At 68.1% G+C, this 18,053-nt stretch carries 18 protein-coding genes; 9 read left to right on the top strand and 9 right to left on the bottom strand.

Annotated elements, in window-relative coordinates; translation table 11 throughout:
• Positions 1-80: 80 nt before the first annotated feature.
• From lysW to argF, 7 genes are read left to right on the top strand one after another with little or no spacing between them, the layout of a single operon-like run.
• Entirely contained in the window at positions 81-251 is a 171-nt protein-coding gene (gene lysW, locus J2753_RS09145) for a lysine biosynthesis protein LysW (protein WP_209491625.1), read from the top strand.
• Positions 251-1,183, top strand: a complete 933-nt coding sequence (gene lysX / locus J2753_RS09140) for a lysine biosynthesis protein LysX (protein ID WP_209491624.1) — start codon at positions 251-253, stop codon at positions 1,181-1,183. Before lysW ends, lysX begins: the two co-directional genes overlap by 1 nt.
• On the top strand, positions 1,180-2,226 hold the full coding sequence (gene argC, locus J2753_RS09135) for an N-acetyl-gamma-glutamyl-phosphate reductase (RefSeq protein ID WP_209491623.1): 1,047 nt from the start codon (positions 1,180-1,182) through the stop codon (positions 2,224-2,226). The genes lysX and argC overlap by 4 nt, the downstream gene beginning before the upstream one ends.
• Entirely contained in the window at positions 2,223-3,098 is an 876-nt protein-coding gene (locus J2753_RS09130; RefSeq protein WP_209491622.1) for an acetylglutamate/acetylaminoadipate kinase, read from the top strand. Before argC ends, J2753_RS09130 begins: the two co-directional genes overlap by 4 nt.
• Positions 3,095-4,237 (top strand): aspartate aminotransferase family protein, encoded by a 1,143-nt coding sequence (locus J2753_RS09125; protein ID WP_209491621.1) that lies wholly within the window; start codon positions 3,095-3,097, stop codon positions 4,235-4,237. The genes J2753_RS09130 and J2753_RS09125 overlap by 4 nt, the downstream gene beginning before the upstream one ends.
• 2 nt (positions 4,238-4,239) lie before the next feature.
• Positions 4,240-5,340 (top strand): [LysW]-lysine hydrolase, encoded by a 1,101-nt coding sequence (locus tag J2753_RS09120; RefSeq protein ID WP_209491690.1) that lies wholly within the window; start codon positions 4,240-4,242, stop codon positions 5,338-5,340.
• A 13-nt stretch (positions 5,341-5,353) separates the two neighbouring features.
• A complete protein-coding gene (gene argF, locus J2753_RS09115; protein WP_209491620.1) occupies positions 5,354-6,274 on the top strand; it encodes an ornithine carbamoyltransferase in 921 nt (306 codons plus the stop codon).
• 17 nt (positions 6,275-6,291) lie between these two features.
• Here argF and J2753_RS09110 read toward each other — a convergent pair whose 3' ends face one another.
• The 8 genes from J2753_RS09110 to J2753_RS09075 are packed head-to-tail and all read right to left on the bottom strand — an operon-like array spanning position 6,292 to position 14,624.
• Complete coding sequence (locus J2753_RS09110; protein ID WP_209491619.1) at positions 6,292-7,224, bottom strand: acetamidase/formamidase family protein; 933 nt, start codon at positions 7,222-7,224, stop codon at positions 6,292-6,294.
• 54 nt (positions 7,225-7,278) lie between these two features.
• Positions 7,279-8,355, bottom strand: a complete 1,077-nt coding sequence (locus tag J2753_RS09105) for a LeuA family protein (RefSeq protein ID WP_379810978.1) — start codon at positions 8,353-8,355, stop codon at positions 7,279-7,281.
• A gap of 5 nt (positions 8,356-8,360) precedes the next feature.
• Positions 8,361-9,644 carry a CaiB/BaiF CoA transferase family protein gene (locus J2753_RS09100; RefSeq protein ID WP_209491617.1) on the bottom strand — a complete coding sequence of 428 codons (1,284 nt, stop codon included), beginning with the start codon at positions 9,642-9,644 and terminating at the stop codon, positions 8,361-8,363.
• Positions 9,641-10,774 carry an ABC transporter ATP-binding protein gene (locus tag J2753_RS09095; RefSeq protein WP_209491616.1) on the bottom strand — a complete coding sequence of 378 codons (1,134 nt, stop codon included), beginning with the start codon at positions 10,772-10,774 and terminating at the stop codon, positions 9,641-9,643. Before J2753_RS09095 ends, J2753_RS09100 begins: the two co-directional genes overlap by 4 nt.
• 2 nt (positions 10,775-10,776) lie before the next feature.
• Positions 10,777-11,652 carry a carbohydrate ABC transporter permease gene (locus tag J2753_RS09090; protein ID WP_209491615.1) on the bottom strand — a complete coding sequence of 292 codons (876 nt, stop codon included), beginning with the start codon at positions 11,650-11,652 and terminating at the stop codon, positions 10,777-10,779.
• Positions 11,652-12,566, bottom strand: coding sequence for a carbohydrate ABC transporter permease (locus tag J2753_RS09085; protein ID WP_209491614.1), 915 nt, complete (start codon positions 12,564-12,566; stop codon positions 11,652-11,654). Before J2753_RS09085 ends, J2753_RS09090 begins: the two co-directional genes overlap by 1 nt.
• Positions 12,567-12,575: 9 nt before the next feature.
• The gene (locus J2753_RS09080; protein WP_209491613.1) at positions 12,576-13,877 is read right to left on the bottom strand and encodes an ABC transporter substrate-binding protein; all 1,302 of its coding nucleotides are present in this window, start codon (positions 13,875-13,877) and stop codon (positions 12,576-12,578) included.
• A 57-nt stretch (positions 13,878-13,934) separates the two neighbouring features.
• Entirely contained in the window at positions 13,935-14,624 is a 690-nt protein-coding gene (locus J2753_RS09075) for a helix-turn-helix domain-containing protein (protein ID WP_209491612.1), read from the bottom strand.
• 495 nt (positions 14,625-15,119) lie between these two features.
• Between J2753_RS09075 and J2753_RS09070 the strand changes: the two genes are divergently transcribed.
• Both J2753_RS09070 and J2753_RS09065 read left to right on the top strand, forming a co-directional pair.
• A complete protein-coding gene (locus J2753_RS09070; protein ID WP_209491611.1) occupies positions 15,120-16,391 on the top strand; it encodes an erythromycin esterase family protein in 1,272 nt (423 codons plus the stop codon).
• Positions 16,392-16,456: 65 nt separating this feature from the next.
• Entirely contained in the window at positions 16,457-17,662 is a 1,206-nt protein-coding gene (locus tag J2753_RS09065) for a CaiB/BaiF CoA transferase family protein (RefSeq protein WP_209491610.1), read from the top strand.
• A gap of 1 nt (position 17,663) precedes the next feature.
• Here J2753_RS09065 and J2753_RS09060 read toward each other — a convergent pair whose 3' ends face one another.
• A complete protein-coding gene (locus J2753_RS09060; protein ID WP_209491609.1) occupies positions 17,664-17,984 on the bottom strand; it encodes an EthD family reductase in 321 nt (106 codons plus the stop codon).
• Positions 17,985-18,053 lie beyond the last annotated feature (69 nt).

Genomic DNA, 18,053 nt, shown 5'->3' with positions numbered 1-18,053 from the left:
GACTAGCGACGCTTACGCGTTTATTTTCCATAAGATAAATAGACGGATTAAAGTACTCCCCTCGCCTCCCTCGGAGTACGATGACAGAAGCTGACTGCGTGACCTGCGGCGCGGCCGTTGCACTGCCAGACGACGCCGAAGTCGGCGAGATCGTCGACTGTGGCGGCTGTGGGACAGAACTCGAAGTCGTGGGCGTCGACCCCGCCGAACTGGCGGAGGCGCCCGACCTCGCGGAAGACTGGGGGGAGTGATGGAGGTCGGTCTGCTCTACTCCCGCATCCGCCCGGACGAGAAGCTCCTGCTCTCGGAGCTGCGCGAGCGCGGCCACGAGGTCCACAAAGTCGACGTGCGCAAGGCGACGTTCGGCCTCGACGCGCCGCCGGAGCCGCTGGGCGACTGTGACGTGGTGCTCGACCGCTGTCTGGCGACCTCGCGCTCGAAGTACGCGAGTCGCTTCATGGCTCACTACGACGTGCCGGTCGTCAACAGCCCCGAGACGGCGAAGACGTGCTCGGACAAGGTTGAGACCAGCCTCGCGCTGGCGGAGGCGGGGATCCCGACGCCGGAGACCACTGTCGCGTTCACGAAGGAGTCGGCGCTCGACGCCATCGAGGCGTTCGGCTACCCCTGCGTGCTGAAACCGGTGGTGGGGTCGTGGGGCAGACTGATGGCCAAACTCGAGTCGCGCTCGGCCGCCGAGGCCGTGCTCGAACACAAGGAGACGCTGGGCCACTACGAGCACAGCGTCTTCTACGTCCAGCAGTTCGTGCAGAAGCCCGGCCGCGACCTGCGCGTGCTGACCGTCGACGGCGAGCCAATCGCGGCGATGAGCCGTACCTCCGACCACTGGCTCACCAACGCCGCGACGGGCGCCGAGACGGCGTCGTTCGACCTCGATCCCGAGGTCGAAAAGCTCGCCAAGCAAGCCAGCGACGCGGTCGGCGGCGGCCTGCTCGGCGTCGACCTGATGGAACTCGAGAATGGTGGCTACACCGTCCACGAGGTCAACCACACGGTCGAGTTTAAAGCACTCAACGCCGCCGTCGACGTCAACGTGGCGGCGAAAGTGGTCGATTGGCTGGAAGCGAAAGTCGCTGCTGAGGCGGCCGACGACGCCGAGGCCGACGACACCGATGCCGACGACGCCGATGCCGACACCGCACCCGCAGAGGTGGGACAGTGACCCTCACCGCGAGCGTCGTCGGCGCCTCCGGCTTCGCGGGCGGGGAGCTACTCCGCCTGCTCATAAGCCATCCGGAGTTCGAGGTCGTGCAGGCGACCTCCCGCGAGTACGAGAACCGCACGGTGGGCCACGTCCACCCGAACCTCCGCGAACTGGATCTGCGCTTCTCCGACCCAGCGGAGCTCGAGAGCGTCGACGCGCTGTTCGCGGCGACGCCCCACGGCGTCTCGATGGAGCACGTCGAGGAGTATCTCGACGCTGCGGGGAAACTGATCGACCTCTCGGCTGACTTCCGCCTCGACAGCGAAGCGGCGTACGACCAGTGGTACGACGGCCACAGCGCGCCGCAGTTCCTCTCGCAGGCGACCTACGCGCTCCCCGAACTGGGGCGCGAAGGGCTCGAAGACGCCGACATCGTCGCCTCCGGCGGCTGTAACGCCACGGCGACGATGCTCGCGCTCAAACCGCTGGTCGACGCCGGAATGTTGGCCCCCGACGATCAGGTCGTCGCGGACCTCAAAGTCGGCTCCTCGGAGGGCGGCGCCGGCGGCGGCGCGGCGTCGTCGCATCCGGAGCGTTCGGGCGTCGTCCGCCCGTACGCGCCCACGGGGCACCGCCACGAGGCCGAAATCGAGGAGCATTTCGGTCTCTCGCTTTCCTTCACGGTCCACGCGGTGGATATGGTCCGCGGCGCAGCCGCGACCTGCCACACGTTCCCGACCGGCCCGGGCGCCGAGGGCGGCGTCGAGACGGCCGACCTCTGGGGCGCCTACCGCGAGGCCTACGGGGACGAACCGTTCGTCCGCCTCGTCGCGGGCGGGGGCGGCGTCTATCGCTACCCCGAGCCCAAATCCGTCGCCGGAACCAACCTCGCGGAGGTCGGCTTCGCGGCCGACGGCGACCGCGTCGTTGCCTTCGCGGCCATCGACAACGTGATGAAGGGCGCCGCGGGGCAGGCGGTCCACGGCGCAAACCTCGCGTTCGGCCTCGATGAGACGGCCGGCCTGAACCAGACGGGGCTCCACCCGGTGGGATCGCCATGAGCGAGTCCAACGCCGCGGTTGGCCCGGACCAGCCCCCGGTGGTGGTGAAGATCGGCGGCGCCCGCGCGGTCGATCCGGCTGGCGTGATCGAGGACGTGGCCCACATCGCCGCCGCGGGTCGCGAAGTGGTCGTCGTCCACGGCGGATCCACGGCCGTCGACGACACGCTGGAAGCGATGGGGACGGAGCCTGAGTACGTCGAGACCCCCGCGGGCGTCTCGGGGCGCTTCACTGACGAGGAGACCATGGAGGTCTTCTCGATGGTGCTCCCGGGGAAACTCAACACCGATCTCGTCACCGACCTCCGCACAGCCGGGGTCAACGCCGTCGGCCTCTCTGGGATCGACGGCGGTCTGATTACGGGGCCGCGCAAGTCCGCGGTTCGCGTGCTGGAGGACGGCAAGAAGAAGATCCGCCGCGGCGACCACGCAGGCAAGCCCGAGTCGGTCAACGTCGACCTGCTGGCCTCCCTGCTCGCGGACGGCTACGTCCCGACCGTCTCGCCGCCGATGCTGGCCGACGACGGCACGGCCGCCAACGCCGACGCCGACCGCGTGGCCGCGCTGCTGGCCGCCGAACTCGGCGCCGAACTGGTGCTCCTGACCGATGTGGCGGGCGTCTACGAGGATCCGGACGACCCGGACACGCTCATCGACACCGCCGCGACGCCGTCGGAGTTCGAGGCGCTCGAAGCGGCCGCGGAGGGGTTCATGAGCCGCAAGGTCCACGCCGCGAAGGAGGCACTCACCGGCGGCGCCGCGGGCGTCATCGTCTCCGACGCCACGCTCCGCAAGCCGCTACTCGCGGCGCTGGAGGGCCACGGGACGTGGATCGCAAAGGACGCTGTGGCCGAGATCGGGGGTGAAGCATGACCGGCGAGGGGTTCGTCTTCTCCGAGAAGCCGATCACCATCGAGTCCGGATCCGGTGCCATCCTCACCGCCGACGACGGCACCGAGTACCTCGATTTCGGTGCCTCCTACGCCTGCACGCCGCTGGGGCACTCGCCGCCGGCGGTCGTCGACGCGATCAGCGAGCAGGCCGAAGACCTGCTCTACGTGCAGGGCTCCTACCCCGTCGCCGCCCGCACGGCCCTGCAGGAGCAGCTGGCCGAAGTCGCGCCGGACGACCTCTCGAAAGTCTGGCTCTGTAACTCCGGCACCGAGGCCAACGAGGCTGCGCTGAAGTTCGCGCGCTCGGCGACCGGCCGCGAGAAAGTCGTCGCCGCCAAGCGCGCCTTCCACGGCCGTACGCTGGGGTCGCTCTCGCTGACCTGGAAGGACGACTACCGCGACCCGTTCGGGCCGCTCCCGGGCGGCGTGGAGTTCGTCCCGTACGGCAACGAGGAAGCCCTCAAGGAGGCCGTCGACGACGAGACGGCGGCCGTCTTCCTCGAACCGATTCAGGGCGAGGGTGGCGTCCACCCCGCTGGCGACGCGTACCTCCAGACCGCTCGCGAGGCGACTGCGGATGCGGGCGCGGCGCTCGTCCTCGACGAGATCCAGACCGGCCTCGGCCGTACGGGGACGATGTGGGCCTGCCAGTCGGCTGGCGTGGTTCCGGACATTCTCACGGCCGCAAAAGGCGTCGCCTCGGGCCTCCCGCTCGGCGTAACGCTCTGTGCGGACTGGATCGCCGAGGATGCCGGGAACCACGGCTCGACGTTCGCCGGCAACCCCGTCGTCGCCGCTGCCGCGAGCGCGACGCTGACCCAGCTACAGGCCGAGGACGTGCCCCAGAACGCCGCCGCGGTCGGGGAGTACCTCCGTTCGGCACTCCGTGCGGCCGTCGATGGCCACGACCTCCCGGTCCGCGAGGTGCGCGGGCAGGGGCTGATGGTCGGGATCGAGGTCAAGCGTGGCTCGATGCGCGTGCTGCGCGACCTGGCCATCGAGGAGCAGGTGCTCGCGCTCCCCGCCGGGCGCTCGGTGGTGCGCCTGCTCCCGCCACTCACCATCGACGAGGCCGACGCCGACAGCGTCGTCGACAGTCTGGTGGAGGTGCTCTCGTGACTATCGCAACAGTCCCTGCCGACGAGATTCCGGGCGCGGAGGGTGTGTTCGACACCCCCGGCCGTCAGTTACTCGCGGATCTCGTCTCGATCCCCTCGCCTTCCGGGAAAGAGGACAAAGCCACGGCTCACCTCGCGTCGTTTTTCGAGGCACAGGGCCGCGAGGCGTGGATCGACGACGCCGGCAACGTCCGTGCGCCCGGCGACGACTCAGTGCTGCTGACCTCCCACATCGACACGGTCCCCGGCGAGATTCCCGCCCGTATCGAGGACGGTGACCCCGAATTAGCCGCCGAAGGACCCGTGCTCTGGGGTCGCGGGAGCGTCGACGCTACCGGTCCGCTGGCGGCGATGGCCGTCGCGGCCGTCGATACCGGCGCCTCGTTCGTCGGCGTCGTCGGCGAGGAGACCGACTCCCGCGGCGCGCGCCATCTGCTCGAGGACCGCGAGGCCCCCGAAGCCGTGATCAACGGCGAACCCTCCGGCTGGGACGCGATCACGCTCGGCTACCGCGGCATCGTCGGCGGCGACTACACGGTTACGACGCCGGCAGGCCACGGCGCCCGCCCCGACGCGAACGCCATCAACCACGCGACCGCGTGGTGGGAGCGCGTTCGCGCGGCGGTGGCGGCGGAAAACGAGGGGAAGGAAGCCGGCGGCTTCGACACGATCACTCCCCGGGCGACGGGCATGGAGGCCGGCCCCACAGACGACGGCACGGCGGTCGTGGCGTCGATGGCGACGCGCTTTCGCGTGCCGCCCAGTGAGACGCCCGATTCGGTTCGTGTGCTCGTCGAGGACAGTCTGGAGGCGGGCGAAATCGAGTGGGGCCAGTCGATCCCGCCGCAGGTCTCCTCGCCCCGTGGGTCAGTCCCGGCTGCGCTGCGGAAGGGAATCCGCGACGCTGGCGGGGAGCCGACGCACCTCCACAAGACCGGAACCGCCGACGCGAACCTCTATGCGGCTGGCTGGGACGTGCCGGTGGCCACCTACGGCCCCGGTGACGCCAGCCTCGATCATGCACCTGACGAGCGCCTCCCGCTCGCGGCGTTCGACCGCGCGGTCGCGGTGCTGACGACGGCCTGCGAACAGCTACGCGACTAACTCACTCAGACCGATGCACGACACCACTACCACGTTCCCGACGGACCTGCTCACAATCGACCAGCTATCGCCGGCGGCGCTCCGAGACCTGCTCGACCGCGCAGCCGCGATCAAGGCCGGCGAGGAGACGGCACGGCTGGACGACCGGACCGTGGCGATGGTGTTCGAGAAGCCCTCGACGCGCACCCGGACCTCCTTCGAGGCCGGCGTCACCGAGTTGGGCGGCCACCCCAGCTTCCTCGGGCAGGACGACATCCACCTCGGTAGCGGCGAGCCGATCAAGGACACCGCCCGCGCGCTCTCACAGTACGTCGACGCCGTGGTCGCGCGCCTCAACAGCCACGACGACCTCGCGGCGTTCGCCGAGTACGCCGACGTGCCGGTCGTGAACGCGCTGACTGAACAGGCCCACCCCTGCCAGACGCTCGCCGATCTGCTGACGCTGCAGGAGCTCGCCGCCGAGCGCGGCGACGCGCTCGACGAGATGACCATCACCTGGGTCGGCGACGGTAACAACGTCGCGCGCTCGCTCGTAGTCGGCTGTGCGCTCGCGGGCGTGGACCTGCGCGTGGCGACGCCGCCGGGCTACGGCGTCGGCGACGACGCAATCGTGGCGGCCCGCGCTGCGGGGGGCGAGCCCACGCTGTTCGACGACCCCGAGGCGGCCGTCGACGGCGCCGACGCCGTCTACACCGACGTATGGATGAGCATGGGTGAGACGGAGAGCCGCGAGGAGAAACTGCCCGCGTTCGAGGGGTTCCAGGTGGACAAGGCGCTGCTCTCCGGCGCGAAACTCATGCACTGCCTGCCGGCCAACCGCGGCGAGGAACTGTCCGACGCCGCGCTGGAGGGTGAGCAGTCGGTCGTCTGGCAGCAGGCGGGCAACCGTATGCCGACCGAGCAAGCGTTGCTGCTGGAACTGCTCGGGAAGTAGATACCCTCGCTAGCGGCTCAGAACGGCGAGGAGACGTGTTCTGTCGGGATCGCGTTCCGCACGGTCACCAGCGGGTCGACGACCTGCGAGATCTCGAGGCCGCCGACGAGGCTGCCGAACGTGTGGGACTCGGTCCGGTCGAACCCGTGCTCGGCGACGAGCAGGTCGACCGCGTCCCGGTGGGCCAGCCGTGCGGCCTCCTCCATCGTCTCGGCGCTGGCGACGGTTTTCCAGTGATCTCCCGTGTCGATCAGCGGTCGCACCAGCGGGAACTCCGGATCCTCGATGAGGTCAAGGGTCACGTCGACGTCGGTCGCGATTTCGGCGCCCGTGCCGCACATCTCGCCGTCGGCCATCACGGCCTTCGAGTCGCCCATCGCGAGCATCCCACCGGGCTGATAGACCGGGAGGTAGAGCGTCGACCCCGTCGTCACGTCGTTGGTGTCGAGGTTGCCGCCGTGGTCGTGCGGGACGAGCGTCGAGTAGGCGTCCTCTGCGGGTGCGACGCCGATGGTGCCGATACAGGGGTCCGCGGGGATCGAGCGCTCGGCAAACCGGATCCGTGGCCGGCCGTCGTCGTAGTTCTCGCCGGGTTCGACCGGCGTGATACGGGTGAACGGTGCCTCGATCTCCGGGCCCTCCTGCAGCAGGCCGAACCCCGGCGTGGTGACGACCCGGCCGCGGTCCTCCGCGAGGCGCACGTTCTCGATCTCGACTCTCAGCACGTCGCCGGGTTCGGCGCCCTCGACAGCGACCGGGCCCGTGGCGGCGTTGACCTCGTCGGGGATTTCGTCGAGCAGGTCGTCTTCCTCCTGGATGACGCCGTCGAGGCTGTCCCGGGTCTCGAACGTGAGGCTCGTGCCGGGTTCGACGGTCCGGACGGCCTCCATCTCGGGGGCGAACTCGTAGACGACGCCGTGGGTGTCGTCGCTGATGGTCTCTCGGGTCACGGGCGTGTGGTGGGTTGGCGGGCGCAAAAAGCTCCGGTCGATGGCGTGGCGCTCTCAGTCGATGTTTTCAGCCATCTCGACGGCCGCGTCGACGCCGACCTCCTCCTCGAGGTCCGCGAGGTTCGAGAGCAGCGCTTCGACCCGCGCGTCCGTTGGCTCCCGGCCGGCACGTTCGATGAGTTTCCGTGCCGCGCCCGTGCCGGTGCTGGCGCCGAACAGGAGTCGGCGCTCGCCGCCGAACCGTGCGGGATCGAACGGCTCGAACGTCGATGGCTCCTCGAGCATCGCCGCCGTGTGGAGGCCGGACTCGTGAGAGAACACCGCCTCGCCGATCAGCGGCTTCGTGGGCTCCACGTCCTCACCCAGCGCGTCCAGCACGCGCCTGGCAACGGGGAGCAGCGACGCCTCGTCGGCCGCGAGGTCAATCGGTTCCTCGCCGACTGCGGCGGCCGCGACGAACTCCTCGGTCGGGGTGTTGCCGGCGCGCTCGCCGATGCCGCCGATGGAGACGTCGACTTTCCGGGCGCCCGCGCGGCCTGCCGCCAGCGCGTTCGCGGTGCCAACGCCGAGATCTTTGTGAAAGTGTACCCCGACATCGCCGAGGTCCGTGTCGAGGCCAGTGAGGAACTGCTCGACACCTGCCGGCGTTCGAGAGCCGACAGTGTCCGCAACAGTGTACCAGTCGGCGTCGACGGCGCCGAACAGGTCGTCGAGGTGGGCCGGATCGGTGCGGAAGCCGTCCATCGCGGTGAACTGCACGTCTGCACCGCCCTTGCGGGCGATGTTGGCGGCCTCCCGCACTGACTCGACCATCGACGCCCGGGAGGCGCCGAGGACGGCGTCGAGCTGCTGGTCGCTGGTCGGCGCGAACAGGTCCACCACGTCGACGCCGGCGTCGAGTGCGGCCTCCACGTCGCTCGGGATGGCTCTGGCGAGGCCGGTGATGTCGGCGTCGATGTCGAGGCGCTCACAGACTCGCCGAGTGCGCTCACCAGCGACCGGGAAGCCGATCTGGAGGAAGTCAGCCCCCAGTTCGTCGAGTTCGCGGGCCGCCGTGACTTTCTCGTCGACGGTGTACTCGACGCCGGGTCGCTGTTCGCCCTCACGGAGTGTGAGGTCCAGTAGCTTCATCCCGCTCATACCGCGTTGGCCTCCCGGAGTCGCTTTCGCTCCTCCGCGTCGTAGCCCAGCGCTTCCAGCACGGCGTCGGTGTCCTCGCCGAGTTCGGGCGGGTCCGTGTTCTCGACGCGTTCGAACCCGGTCGAGCGAGCGGGGTAGCGCGGCACGTCGATGTCGCCGCCGTCGCCCTCCGTCGCGCGGATGGTCCCGAGCGCGTCGGTCTGCCGGAGGTGCGGGTCGTCGACGACATCCTGCGTGTCGTTGACGGGGGCGACTGGAACGCCGGCGTCCCGCAGGCGGGCGATGAGCTCTTCAGCTTCGAACTGCTCGCAGGCCGCGCCAACGCCCTCGTCGAGTGCCTCGCGGTGCTCGCGACGGTCGTCGAGGGTCGCGAAGCGCTCGTCCTCGTGGAGGTCGGCTTCGAGGGCTTCACAGAGTGCCTCCCACTGGGCCTGCGAGGACGGGCCGACGAACACCCACTCGCCGTCGGCGGACTGGTAGGCGTTGTACGGCGCCCAGTTGGGGTGGCCAGCGCCGATGGGTTCGGCCGCTTCGCCGGCTGTCTGGGAGTACGCCAGCCAGTAGCCCATCAGCGAGACGGTGCTCTCGTACAGCGGGACGGTGACGTGCTGTCCCTCGCCGCTGGCGTCGCGCTGGCGCACGCCGCCGAGTACGGAGATGGCGCCGTACAGTGACGCCGCCATGTCCGCGAGGCTGGTCCCACAGCGGACCGGCGGCTGGCCGGGGTGGCCCGTGACGCTCATCACGCCCGAGAGCGCCTCGGCGACGGGATCGAGCGCCGGGTAATCCTCGTAGGGGCCCTCGTTGAACCCCTTGATGGAGCAGTACACCAGTTCCTCGTTGACCGGCTTCAGGTCGTCGTAGCCGACGCCGAGGCGGTCGGCCGTGCCGGCCGCGAAGTTCTCGATCAGTACGTCCGCTTCCTCGACCAAGTCCTCGAACACCGCGTTGCCCTCGTCGGACTTCAGGTCGAGAGTAATCCCGAGTTTGTTGCGGTTGACGTAGTTGAACGAACTGTTGCCGACTTCCGAGGAGTCCCGGACGGCGTCGCCGCCCTTCGGGTGTTCCACCTTGATCACCTCGGCACCGAGGTCCGCCAACAGCATCGAGCAGAACGGGCCGGCGATGATGTGGCCCAACTCCAGAACCGTCACGTCCGAGAGCGGTCGCCCCTCGGCGCCTGAGAGCAGGTCCGGGGCGACGCGGTTGCCGCCGTCAGTTCGCGGGCGTCGATCGGATCCGTACTCTGCGTCGTCGCTCGAATCGTCGTGTCGCGTCATTGGGAGGGAGAGGCAGAACGGGCGGCGACGAGCGCGTCGCCGTGACAGATGGTTTCGCCGTGTTCGTCGAACACGAACGCGTCGGCGGCCTCGAAGCCAACCGAAAGTTCGTCGTCCGGGCCGGCGCCGTCGACGCTCTCGTCGACGACGTTGACGTGCGCGCCGTTGACGCTCGTGCCGTGGACGACGAACTCGGTGCCGAGCTGTTCGACCACGTTCACGATGACCCGGATTCGGTGGTCACCCTCGTCGGGCGAGAGATACTGCGGCCGGATGCCGACAGTTACCGAGTCGCCGATGCGGTCGGCGAACCGGTCCTCGGGTGCCGGAATCTCGAACTGCTCGCCGACGATAGTCGGGCCGTCGTCGGCGGCCTCGACGGTTGCGGGCAGCGTGTTGGTCGAGGGCGTGCCGATGAACTCCGCGACGTACTGGGAAACCGGGCGGTCGAACAGGTCCCCCGGCGGCGCGAACTGCGCGAGGCGACCCTCCTCCAGCAGGAGCACGTGGTCGCTCATCGTCATTGCCTCCGTCTGGTCGTGTGTGACGTACACCATCGTTGCGTCCATCTCCTTGTGGAGACGCTGGACTTCGACCCGGAGTTCGGCCTTGAGTTTTGCGTCGAGGTCGGACATCGGCTCGTCGAGCAGGAGCACGTCGGGGTCCTGAACGAACGCGCTGCCCAGTGCAACCCGCTGTTGCTGGCCGCCGGAGAGTTCGGCGGGCATCTTGTCCAACTGCTCGGTGATCTGGAGCGTCTCTGCGGCCTCGTCGACGGCGGCGTCGCGCTCGGCCTTGGGGACGCCGGCAACTTTCAGCCCGTAGGCGATGTTCTCCCGCACGGTCATGTGGGGGTAGAGTGCGATGCTCTGAAACACCATCGCGGCGTTGCGGTCCTGCGGGCGCACCTCGGTCACGTCGCGGTCGCCGAAGTGGATGGTGCCCGAGGTGGGCGTCTCCAGGCCGGCGATCATCCGCAACGTGGTGGTCTTCCCGCAGCCGGACGGGCCGACGATGGTTGTGAACGACCCCTCCGGAATCTCCAGCGAGAGGTCGTCGACGGCCACGTGGGTCGTGCCGGCGGTGTGGTACTCCTTACAGACGGTGTCGAGTCGTATCGGTCGTGCCATAGTTATTCGAGGCCTCCGACGTTGAAGCCCTGCAGCAGGTAGTTCTGGAGGAACAGTGCTATCGCGAACGGCGGTAGCGACATCAGCACCGCTGCCGCCATGGTTTCGGACCAGCCGATGGTCACCCGGTCGAGGAACAGGCTGGCGCCGACGGTGATGGGGTACATCTCGTCCTGACTCATCACCACGCGGGCCATCGTGAAGTCGTTCCACGCGACCGAAAAGGAGAATATCGCGGTCGCGATGGTGCCGGGTCGCGCGACCGGGAGGACCACCTCCCAGAGCGTCCGGGTTCGGCTCGCGCCGCGGATCCACGCCGACTCCTCGAGTGCGATGGGTACCGTCTGGAAGTACTGCCACATCAGCCAGATACCGAACGGCGCGGAGATACCCGTCAGCGCCAGCGTGAGCGCGAAGTAGCTGTCGAGCAGTCCCAGCGTGAAGAAGATGACGTACAGCGGGATGGCGAGCACGATGGGGCTGAACATGTACGCGAACAGCACCGCGCGTGCGGCCATCGTCTTCCCGCGGAACTCGAAGCGGGTCAGCCCGTAGCCCGCCGCCACTGACAGCGCCGTCGCCAGCAGCGTCGACGACGCCGTGACGATGAGGCTGTTGAACAGGTAGCGTGGCGTGCCGGTGTCAGTGAACAGCAACACGAAGTTCTCGAACGTGAACGAGTCGAACAGCAGGTTCACCGTGCCGCCACGGAACGTCGTGGTCGCGGGCTGGAACGCGATGGCGATCATCACGTACACCGGGATGCTGACGAAGATAGCCACCAGCAGCGCGGTGAGGATGACCGATACCCGACGCACCCGTTCCTGCGTGCGTTGACTGACGTACTTCCCGGCCGGGCCTTTTCCGAGTCCCAGCATCAGTTCGCCACCTCCTGTTCGGGCTCGAAGACCCAGAAGTAGACGACGGCGACGGCCGCCAGCAGCATGAACATGATTCCGGCAAGCGCCGTCGCCCCGCCGAAGTTGGGCGAGCCCCGGAACGCCAGTTCGTACACCATGATCGGCAGCGTGGTCGTGGCGTCGAGCGGTCCACCGCGGGTCGCGAGGTAGATGATGTCGAACTTGTTGAACATCCAGATCCCTCTGACGAGGATGATGATCAGGATCGCCCCACGCAGGTGCGGGACCGTGATGTCACGGAAGGCCTGCCACGTCGACGCCCCCTCGACGCGGGCGCGCTCATAGAGGTTCGGGTCGATGGCCTGCAAGCGCGCAAGCAGGATGAAGAAGGCGAAGGAGCCGTACTTCCAGACGCTGGCGACGACGACAGCAGGCATCGCCCACTGCGTCGACGAGAAGAAGGCCAGCGGCTCCTGTACTAGCCCGTAGTCCAGCAGGAACTGGTTCACCGCGCCGACGTTGGGGTCGAGCAGGAACGTCCACATGAAGATGACCACCAGCGTCGGTAGCAGGTACGGGAAGATCATCATCGTCCGCAGGGCGTTGCCGCCCGTTATCTCCCGGTTGACCACAAGCGCGAGCCCCAGTCCCAGCACCAGGCTGAGAATCGTCGAGGAGAGCGCGTAGACGACACTGTTGAACAGCGCGGTGCTGAACAGCTCCGAGGTGAGAACGCCCGCGTAGTTCGCGAACGCGGCGAACTCCGCGGCCCCAGTCGGGTCCGAGAACAGGCTCATCCCCAGCGCGTAGCCGATGGGGACGCCCCAGACCAGGACGAAAAACAGCGTGAACGGGACGAACGTCGCGAGCAACAGCAGTCGCTTCTCGTCGAACTCAGCGAGCCTTCCCTGCAGGGTACTGACAGCGGACATCGAGGAGCGCTACTCCTCCTGCAGGCCGCGGAGCTCTTCGGCGATCCAGTCGACGGTCTCCTCGGGCGAGCGTCCCCCCACGAGCATCTGCTCGGCCGACTGGCCGAACATCTGCTGGCCGTACGCGTCGGCGGCGACGATGTTCGGCACCCCCCCGTCCCCCGTTTCGAGAACGGTGGTGAACGCGTCCCAGTTGTCCCGAATCAGGTCCACCGCGTCCTGGTGCTCCGCGAGAACCTCGTTTTCCTGTACCGCGTCGCTGTTGAGGCCCTCCTCCGTGGGCGGCCACTGGAACAGCGGCGCCGACAGCACGAAGTCGAGGAAGCGGTCGGACTCGCTGAAGAACCGCGCGAACTCCTGGGCGCCCTCGGTAGCGTCGCCGTCGTTCCGGACAACGTGACCTTCCATGTAGGCCCACCACTTGTCCTGCTGGCCTCCCTCCGGAATCGGGAACCCAGTCGGCGAGAGGTTCTCGACCAGATCTGGTCGGTTCTCGCGGATGGTCAGGATGGGGAGGCCGCCGACGGACATCAGCCCCGCCGCGTTCTCCTGCTGAAGCGCTTGGGTCCCGTCGCCCCATCCCCATCCAGAGCCGGTGGGTGAGTACTCGCTCATCTCCTGGAGCCACGAGTACGTCTCGACGGCTCGGTTCCGGTTGTCGCCCTGGTCGATGGTGACCTCGATGTTGTCGGACGGGCCGCCGTAAATCTCCACGTCGTTCTGCCAGAGGTACTGGGTCGTGGCAGTCGCGGCGTTGTTGGTCTGGCCGGACTGGACGATGTAGCCGTCGATGTCGTCCTCCTCCTCGGTGACCCGCTGGGCCTCGCTGCGCCACGTCTCAAACGTGGTCGGCTTCTCCTCGTAGATATCGTTCCGGTACCACCCCATCAGCGGTTCGACGATGGTCGGCGCGAAGTAGGACTCGCCGTCGACGTTGACCGGGTCGGGGAGGCCGGTCCCCTGCACCGCGTCGGAAACCGGCGCGAGGTTGCCGTTTCGCTGGTAGCGGTACGCGTCCGTCGAGGTGTCGAATACGATGTCCGGCGGATTGCCCGCCGCCAGCATCTGCTGGAGCTCCTCGTCCGTCGACGTCCCTCGGGACGTGTACGTTACGTCGACCGTGTAGTCGTATTCCCCCTCGAACTCAGCGATGATCTCGTCGATCACGTCGCTGGAGTCCCCGCGGTCCGAGAGGTACCGGATCGTGTCTCCACCGCCGCCGCCACCGCCGAGGCAGCCGGTGATCCCTAGCGTCGCTGTCGTCCCAGCGGCGCCGACGAACCGCCGGCGTGTGAACCGTTTGCGTGCCATGTCTTCTATCACCATAGTTTCGGATGGTTGGCCTTCCCGCCTACACTCGTCGGCTCTTTAAGTTCTCGATGGACCGGGGGCCGGGTCGGACTCACGCATGAACGCCGCCTCATCCGGGCCGGGGACGCCGCTGCGGTCGCCGCGGCTGAGTGCGTCTTCGAGAAGGGCACGCTCGGCCTTTCGAAGGTGTTCGAGGAACGTCGAGTGGGCGATATCCAACTCCTCGGCCAGGGTTTCGGCGTCAACCTCGCGGGGCCACTCGTAGTACCCCCGTTCGAGTGCTGTCGTGACGACCTCCGACTGGCGCTCCGAGAGCATGCTGTCGGGTTCGAGGTACGGCGAGAGCCGTCCCAGTCGGACCGTGCTGATCGCCGATAGCTCCTCCATCATATTGCGGAGGTCCGCGCGGCGGTAGACTACCACGTCGAACACGCGCTGGTCGCCACTGACGCGGTCCCGGCCCTGTAGCATCCCGTGGTTCTCGCGGATGATCGGGAGCGCACCACAGGCATGCTTGGTGACGGCGAGACGCCCCTCCTCGACGCGATCGAGATCGACCACTTCCGCCGACGCCGAAAGTGCCGTCGCGATCTCGTCGATCCGGTCGCCAGCGTCGAGGACGAACCGCACCTGGTCGCCGCCGATGACCTCCTCAGTACTGACCGGGAAGGAGATGTCCCACTCGTCGGTTACCCGACTCAGGACACAGTTGGCGTCAAGTCTGAGATATATCTTCGCGCGGTACACGACGCGAGAGTGGCTGGGAGCCCACTTGAGTGTTGTTACGTGTTCACACGAGCCACCATCCGCGGGAATATTTCACCCACAGTTCTCTCGAGAAATGCTTCCTCCTCGAGGACATCGGCGGCCCGATCTGGGGGGAGCCAGGGACGGAGTTCGGCATCGAACAGGCCGACAAGGGTTCCGTGAAAACCTGAAACTGTTCTGAACGCGGTCGCCTCGTTTTCCGGAGCGTCCGGCGTCGACGAGCGCCGCGCCCGTCGGTGAGTCAGCACACCTCCGCGAGAGCGGCCGGTCAGGCCCGTTGGCGCCCGAGTTCGCCGCCACAGTCCGGGCAGACGGCCCGGTACGAGAGGTTACTCACCGTTCGAGCACACTCCTGACAGGCGAACTGTGGCCCGACCATCGGGTGATGTTGATGCGTTCCATATTGGTAAAAGTTCGCACGGTATGTGAACCGAACTGGGAGCGTTCTTCACACCGGAGCGACAGCCTACCCACATGTGCCCGCCACCCGATCGACTCGCGGCGATCAGCGAGCACGCGACCTTGATACCGGCGGCCGGTTCCGGCGTCGACGACCCGCCGACGCACTCGCTGGCGCCTGACGAGGCCCGGATCATCGGCCTCGGCGAGGCGACCCACGGGACGCGGGAGTGTTTCCGCCACAAAGCGCGGCTGATCAAGACGCTAGTCGCCGAGCACGGCTACCGGACTGTGGCGTTCGAGGCCGACGCGGCGGCAGCGACGGCGCTTGATTCGTTCGTCCGCGACTTTGGATCCAACGCCCCCGCCTCGGCGCTCGCGGATCTGGAGATGTGGCAGTGGCAAACCGAGTCCGTGGGGAAGTTGTTGGCGTGGCTCCGGACGTTCAACGATGAGCGGTCCTCCAGCGACCGTGTTCGGATCCGGGGCGTCGACCTCTCCACGCCGTCGGCACCCGCGGCGCCGCTCCGGCCGTATTTCGAGGCAGTCGACCACAGGATCCTCGACAGCGAGGCGCTCCGCACCGTCGCCGACGCCACAGTTCCGGACGGCCCACACGAGCGAGCGCAGGCGCTCGACGCGGTAGCCGCGGCCGCCGAGACGCTCACCGACCACGTGGCGGCGACGCGCGACAACGCCGAGACGACATCGACGCCCGTCTCGTGGGAAACCGCGCGGCACCTCTGTCGCGTGGTCGAACAGGCCTGCGAGTGGGCACGAGTCAGACACGAACAGCCCGGGCCGCACGAGGCGGGGATGGCGGCCCGCGACCGGTTCATGGCGGAGAACGCGCGCTGGACGCTGGCGCAGGACGCCGGGGCTGGCGTCGCGCTCTGGGCCCACGACGGCCACGTCCAGCGGGGGACGTTCGACGACGGCACGCCGTGGGCCGACGCGACGACGATGGGCGAGCGGCTGGACCGCGAACTCGGCGACGACTACCGGCCCGTCGGGTTCGACTTCGCTCGCGGGTCGTTCCGCGCTGCCGGCGCCGGGAGCGGCGAGGTGGAGACGTTCTCGGTGGGTACACCCATCGAAGAGAGCGCGTCAGCGACGTTCGCGGCAGTCGATGGGGCGCCGTACCTGCTTGACCTCCGCGCAGCAGCCGTAGACGGGCGACTCGAACCGTGGCTCGCCACGGAACGTCGGACGCGCTACGTGGGCTCGGTGTTCGATCCGAAGGCTGACGCTGAGGAAGGGTACGCCCGGACGAATCTTCCGGCGTCGTTCGACCACCTCCTGTTCCTACCGGCGTCGACGGCGGCGCGGCCCATCGACGGTGGGTGAGCGGGAGCGGTGATCGAGCGTCCCGCGTGGGAACCACTAAGACGCTGGCCCGCCGGGGTCGGTGCATGACCGACGACCAGACCGGCCCGCTCGACGGCGTGACCGTACTCGACGCCTCGCGCGTGCTCGCCGGCCCGTTCTGCGGGATGCAGTTGGGTGACCTCGGCGCCGACGTGATCAAGGTCGAACGCCCGGACGTGGGCGACCAGACCCGCGGCTGGACGCCGCCGAGTTTCGGCGAGGGCGCCGGTTCCTACTACGCCAGCATCAACCGCAACAAGCGCTCGATCACGATCAACATGGCCACCGAGGCGGGACGGGAGACGTTCCGGGACCTCGCCGCCGAGGCGGACGTAGTGCTCGAGAACTTCCGCGTCGGCAAGGCCGCGGAGTGGGGGATCGACTACGAGTCCTTGCGGGCGGAGAACCCCGGACTGGTGTTCTGCTCCATCACGGGGTACGGACAGACTGGCCCGCTGGCAGAGCGCCCCGCCTACGACCTGATGATGCAGGCCGAGGCGGGGATGATGAGCATCACCGGCGAGGAGGGGCGCCCGCCAGTGCGCGTCGGCGTCGCCGTCGCCGACCTCGCGGCCGGGATGTACGCCACCCAATCGATCCTCGCGGCGCTGTTCCGCCGCGAATTCGCTGATGAGGGCGGCGAGCGAATCGACATCTCGCTGTTCGACTCGCTGCTGGCGTGGCTCTCCTACATGGCGACCGACGCGTTCGCCTCCGGCGAGGCGCCCGAACGGATGGGTTCGCGCCACCCCAACATCGCGCCGTATCAGGCGTTCGAGACCGCCGACGGCTACGTCGTCGTCGCCTGTGCGAGCGAGGCGATCTGGTACCGACTCTGTGAGGCACTCGACCGTCCCGACCTCGTCGACGACCCGCGTTTCGAGAGCAACGAAAAGCGTGTCAAGAACCGGGAGGCACTGGAAGCGATCCTCACCGACACGTTCACCGACAGCACGGTGGACGAGGTGGTTGATCTGCTCCGGGAAAACGACGTGCCGGTCGGCCGGATCCGGAACGTGCTGGAGGCGTTCGACGACCCGCAGGTCGACGCCCGTGGGATGCTGCAGGAGGTCTCACACCCCACCGCTGGCGAGGTTCAGCTACCGGGGTCGCCGATGCAGTTCCGGGAGTACGCGGCGACTGCTCGCCGTCACCCGCCCCTGCTGGGCGAGCACACCGACGAGGTGCTGGCGGAGTTGGGGTACAGCGAGGAACGGATCGCGGCACTGCAAGAAGACGGAGTCCTGTGAGTTACTCCGCGACGAACTGCTCGGTCTCCTCCATGAACATCACTTCGCCGGCCTCCTGATCCGAGAACTCGGCGGCGTCTTCCTGGAGCGCCTGGCCGGCCTCGGACTCGAAGGCCGCACCGAGGTCGTCCATCTCCTCGAAGTACACCTCGGCGACGCCGGCGTAAGCGGATTTCTCGGGGTCGGTCGGGTGGGAGGTTACGTAGCGCTGGACCCCCGGCAGCGCCTCGACCATCGGGACGTGTTCGTCCTCCCAGTAGCGACGGAACGCCTCGTAGCTGAGTGATTCCTTGCGGACCAGCAGCACGACCATTTTCACCATATCGGCTCTAGTGACGGAGGCTGCTTCGCTCTGTCGATGGGGGTGCGTTACCGGATTCTTACAACCCCC

Source organism: Halolamina salifodinae (assembly GCF_017874235.1).
GTDB classification, from domain to species: domain Archaea; phylum Halobacteriota; class Halobacteria; order Halobacteriales; family Haloferacaceae; genus Halolamina; species Halolamina salifodinae.
Note: the sequence above shows the minus strand (reverse complement) of the source record. Positions and strands in the feature narration are given on the sequence as shown.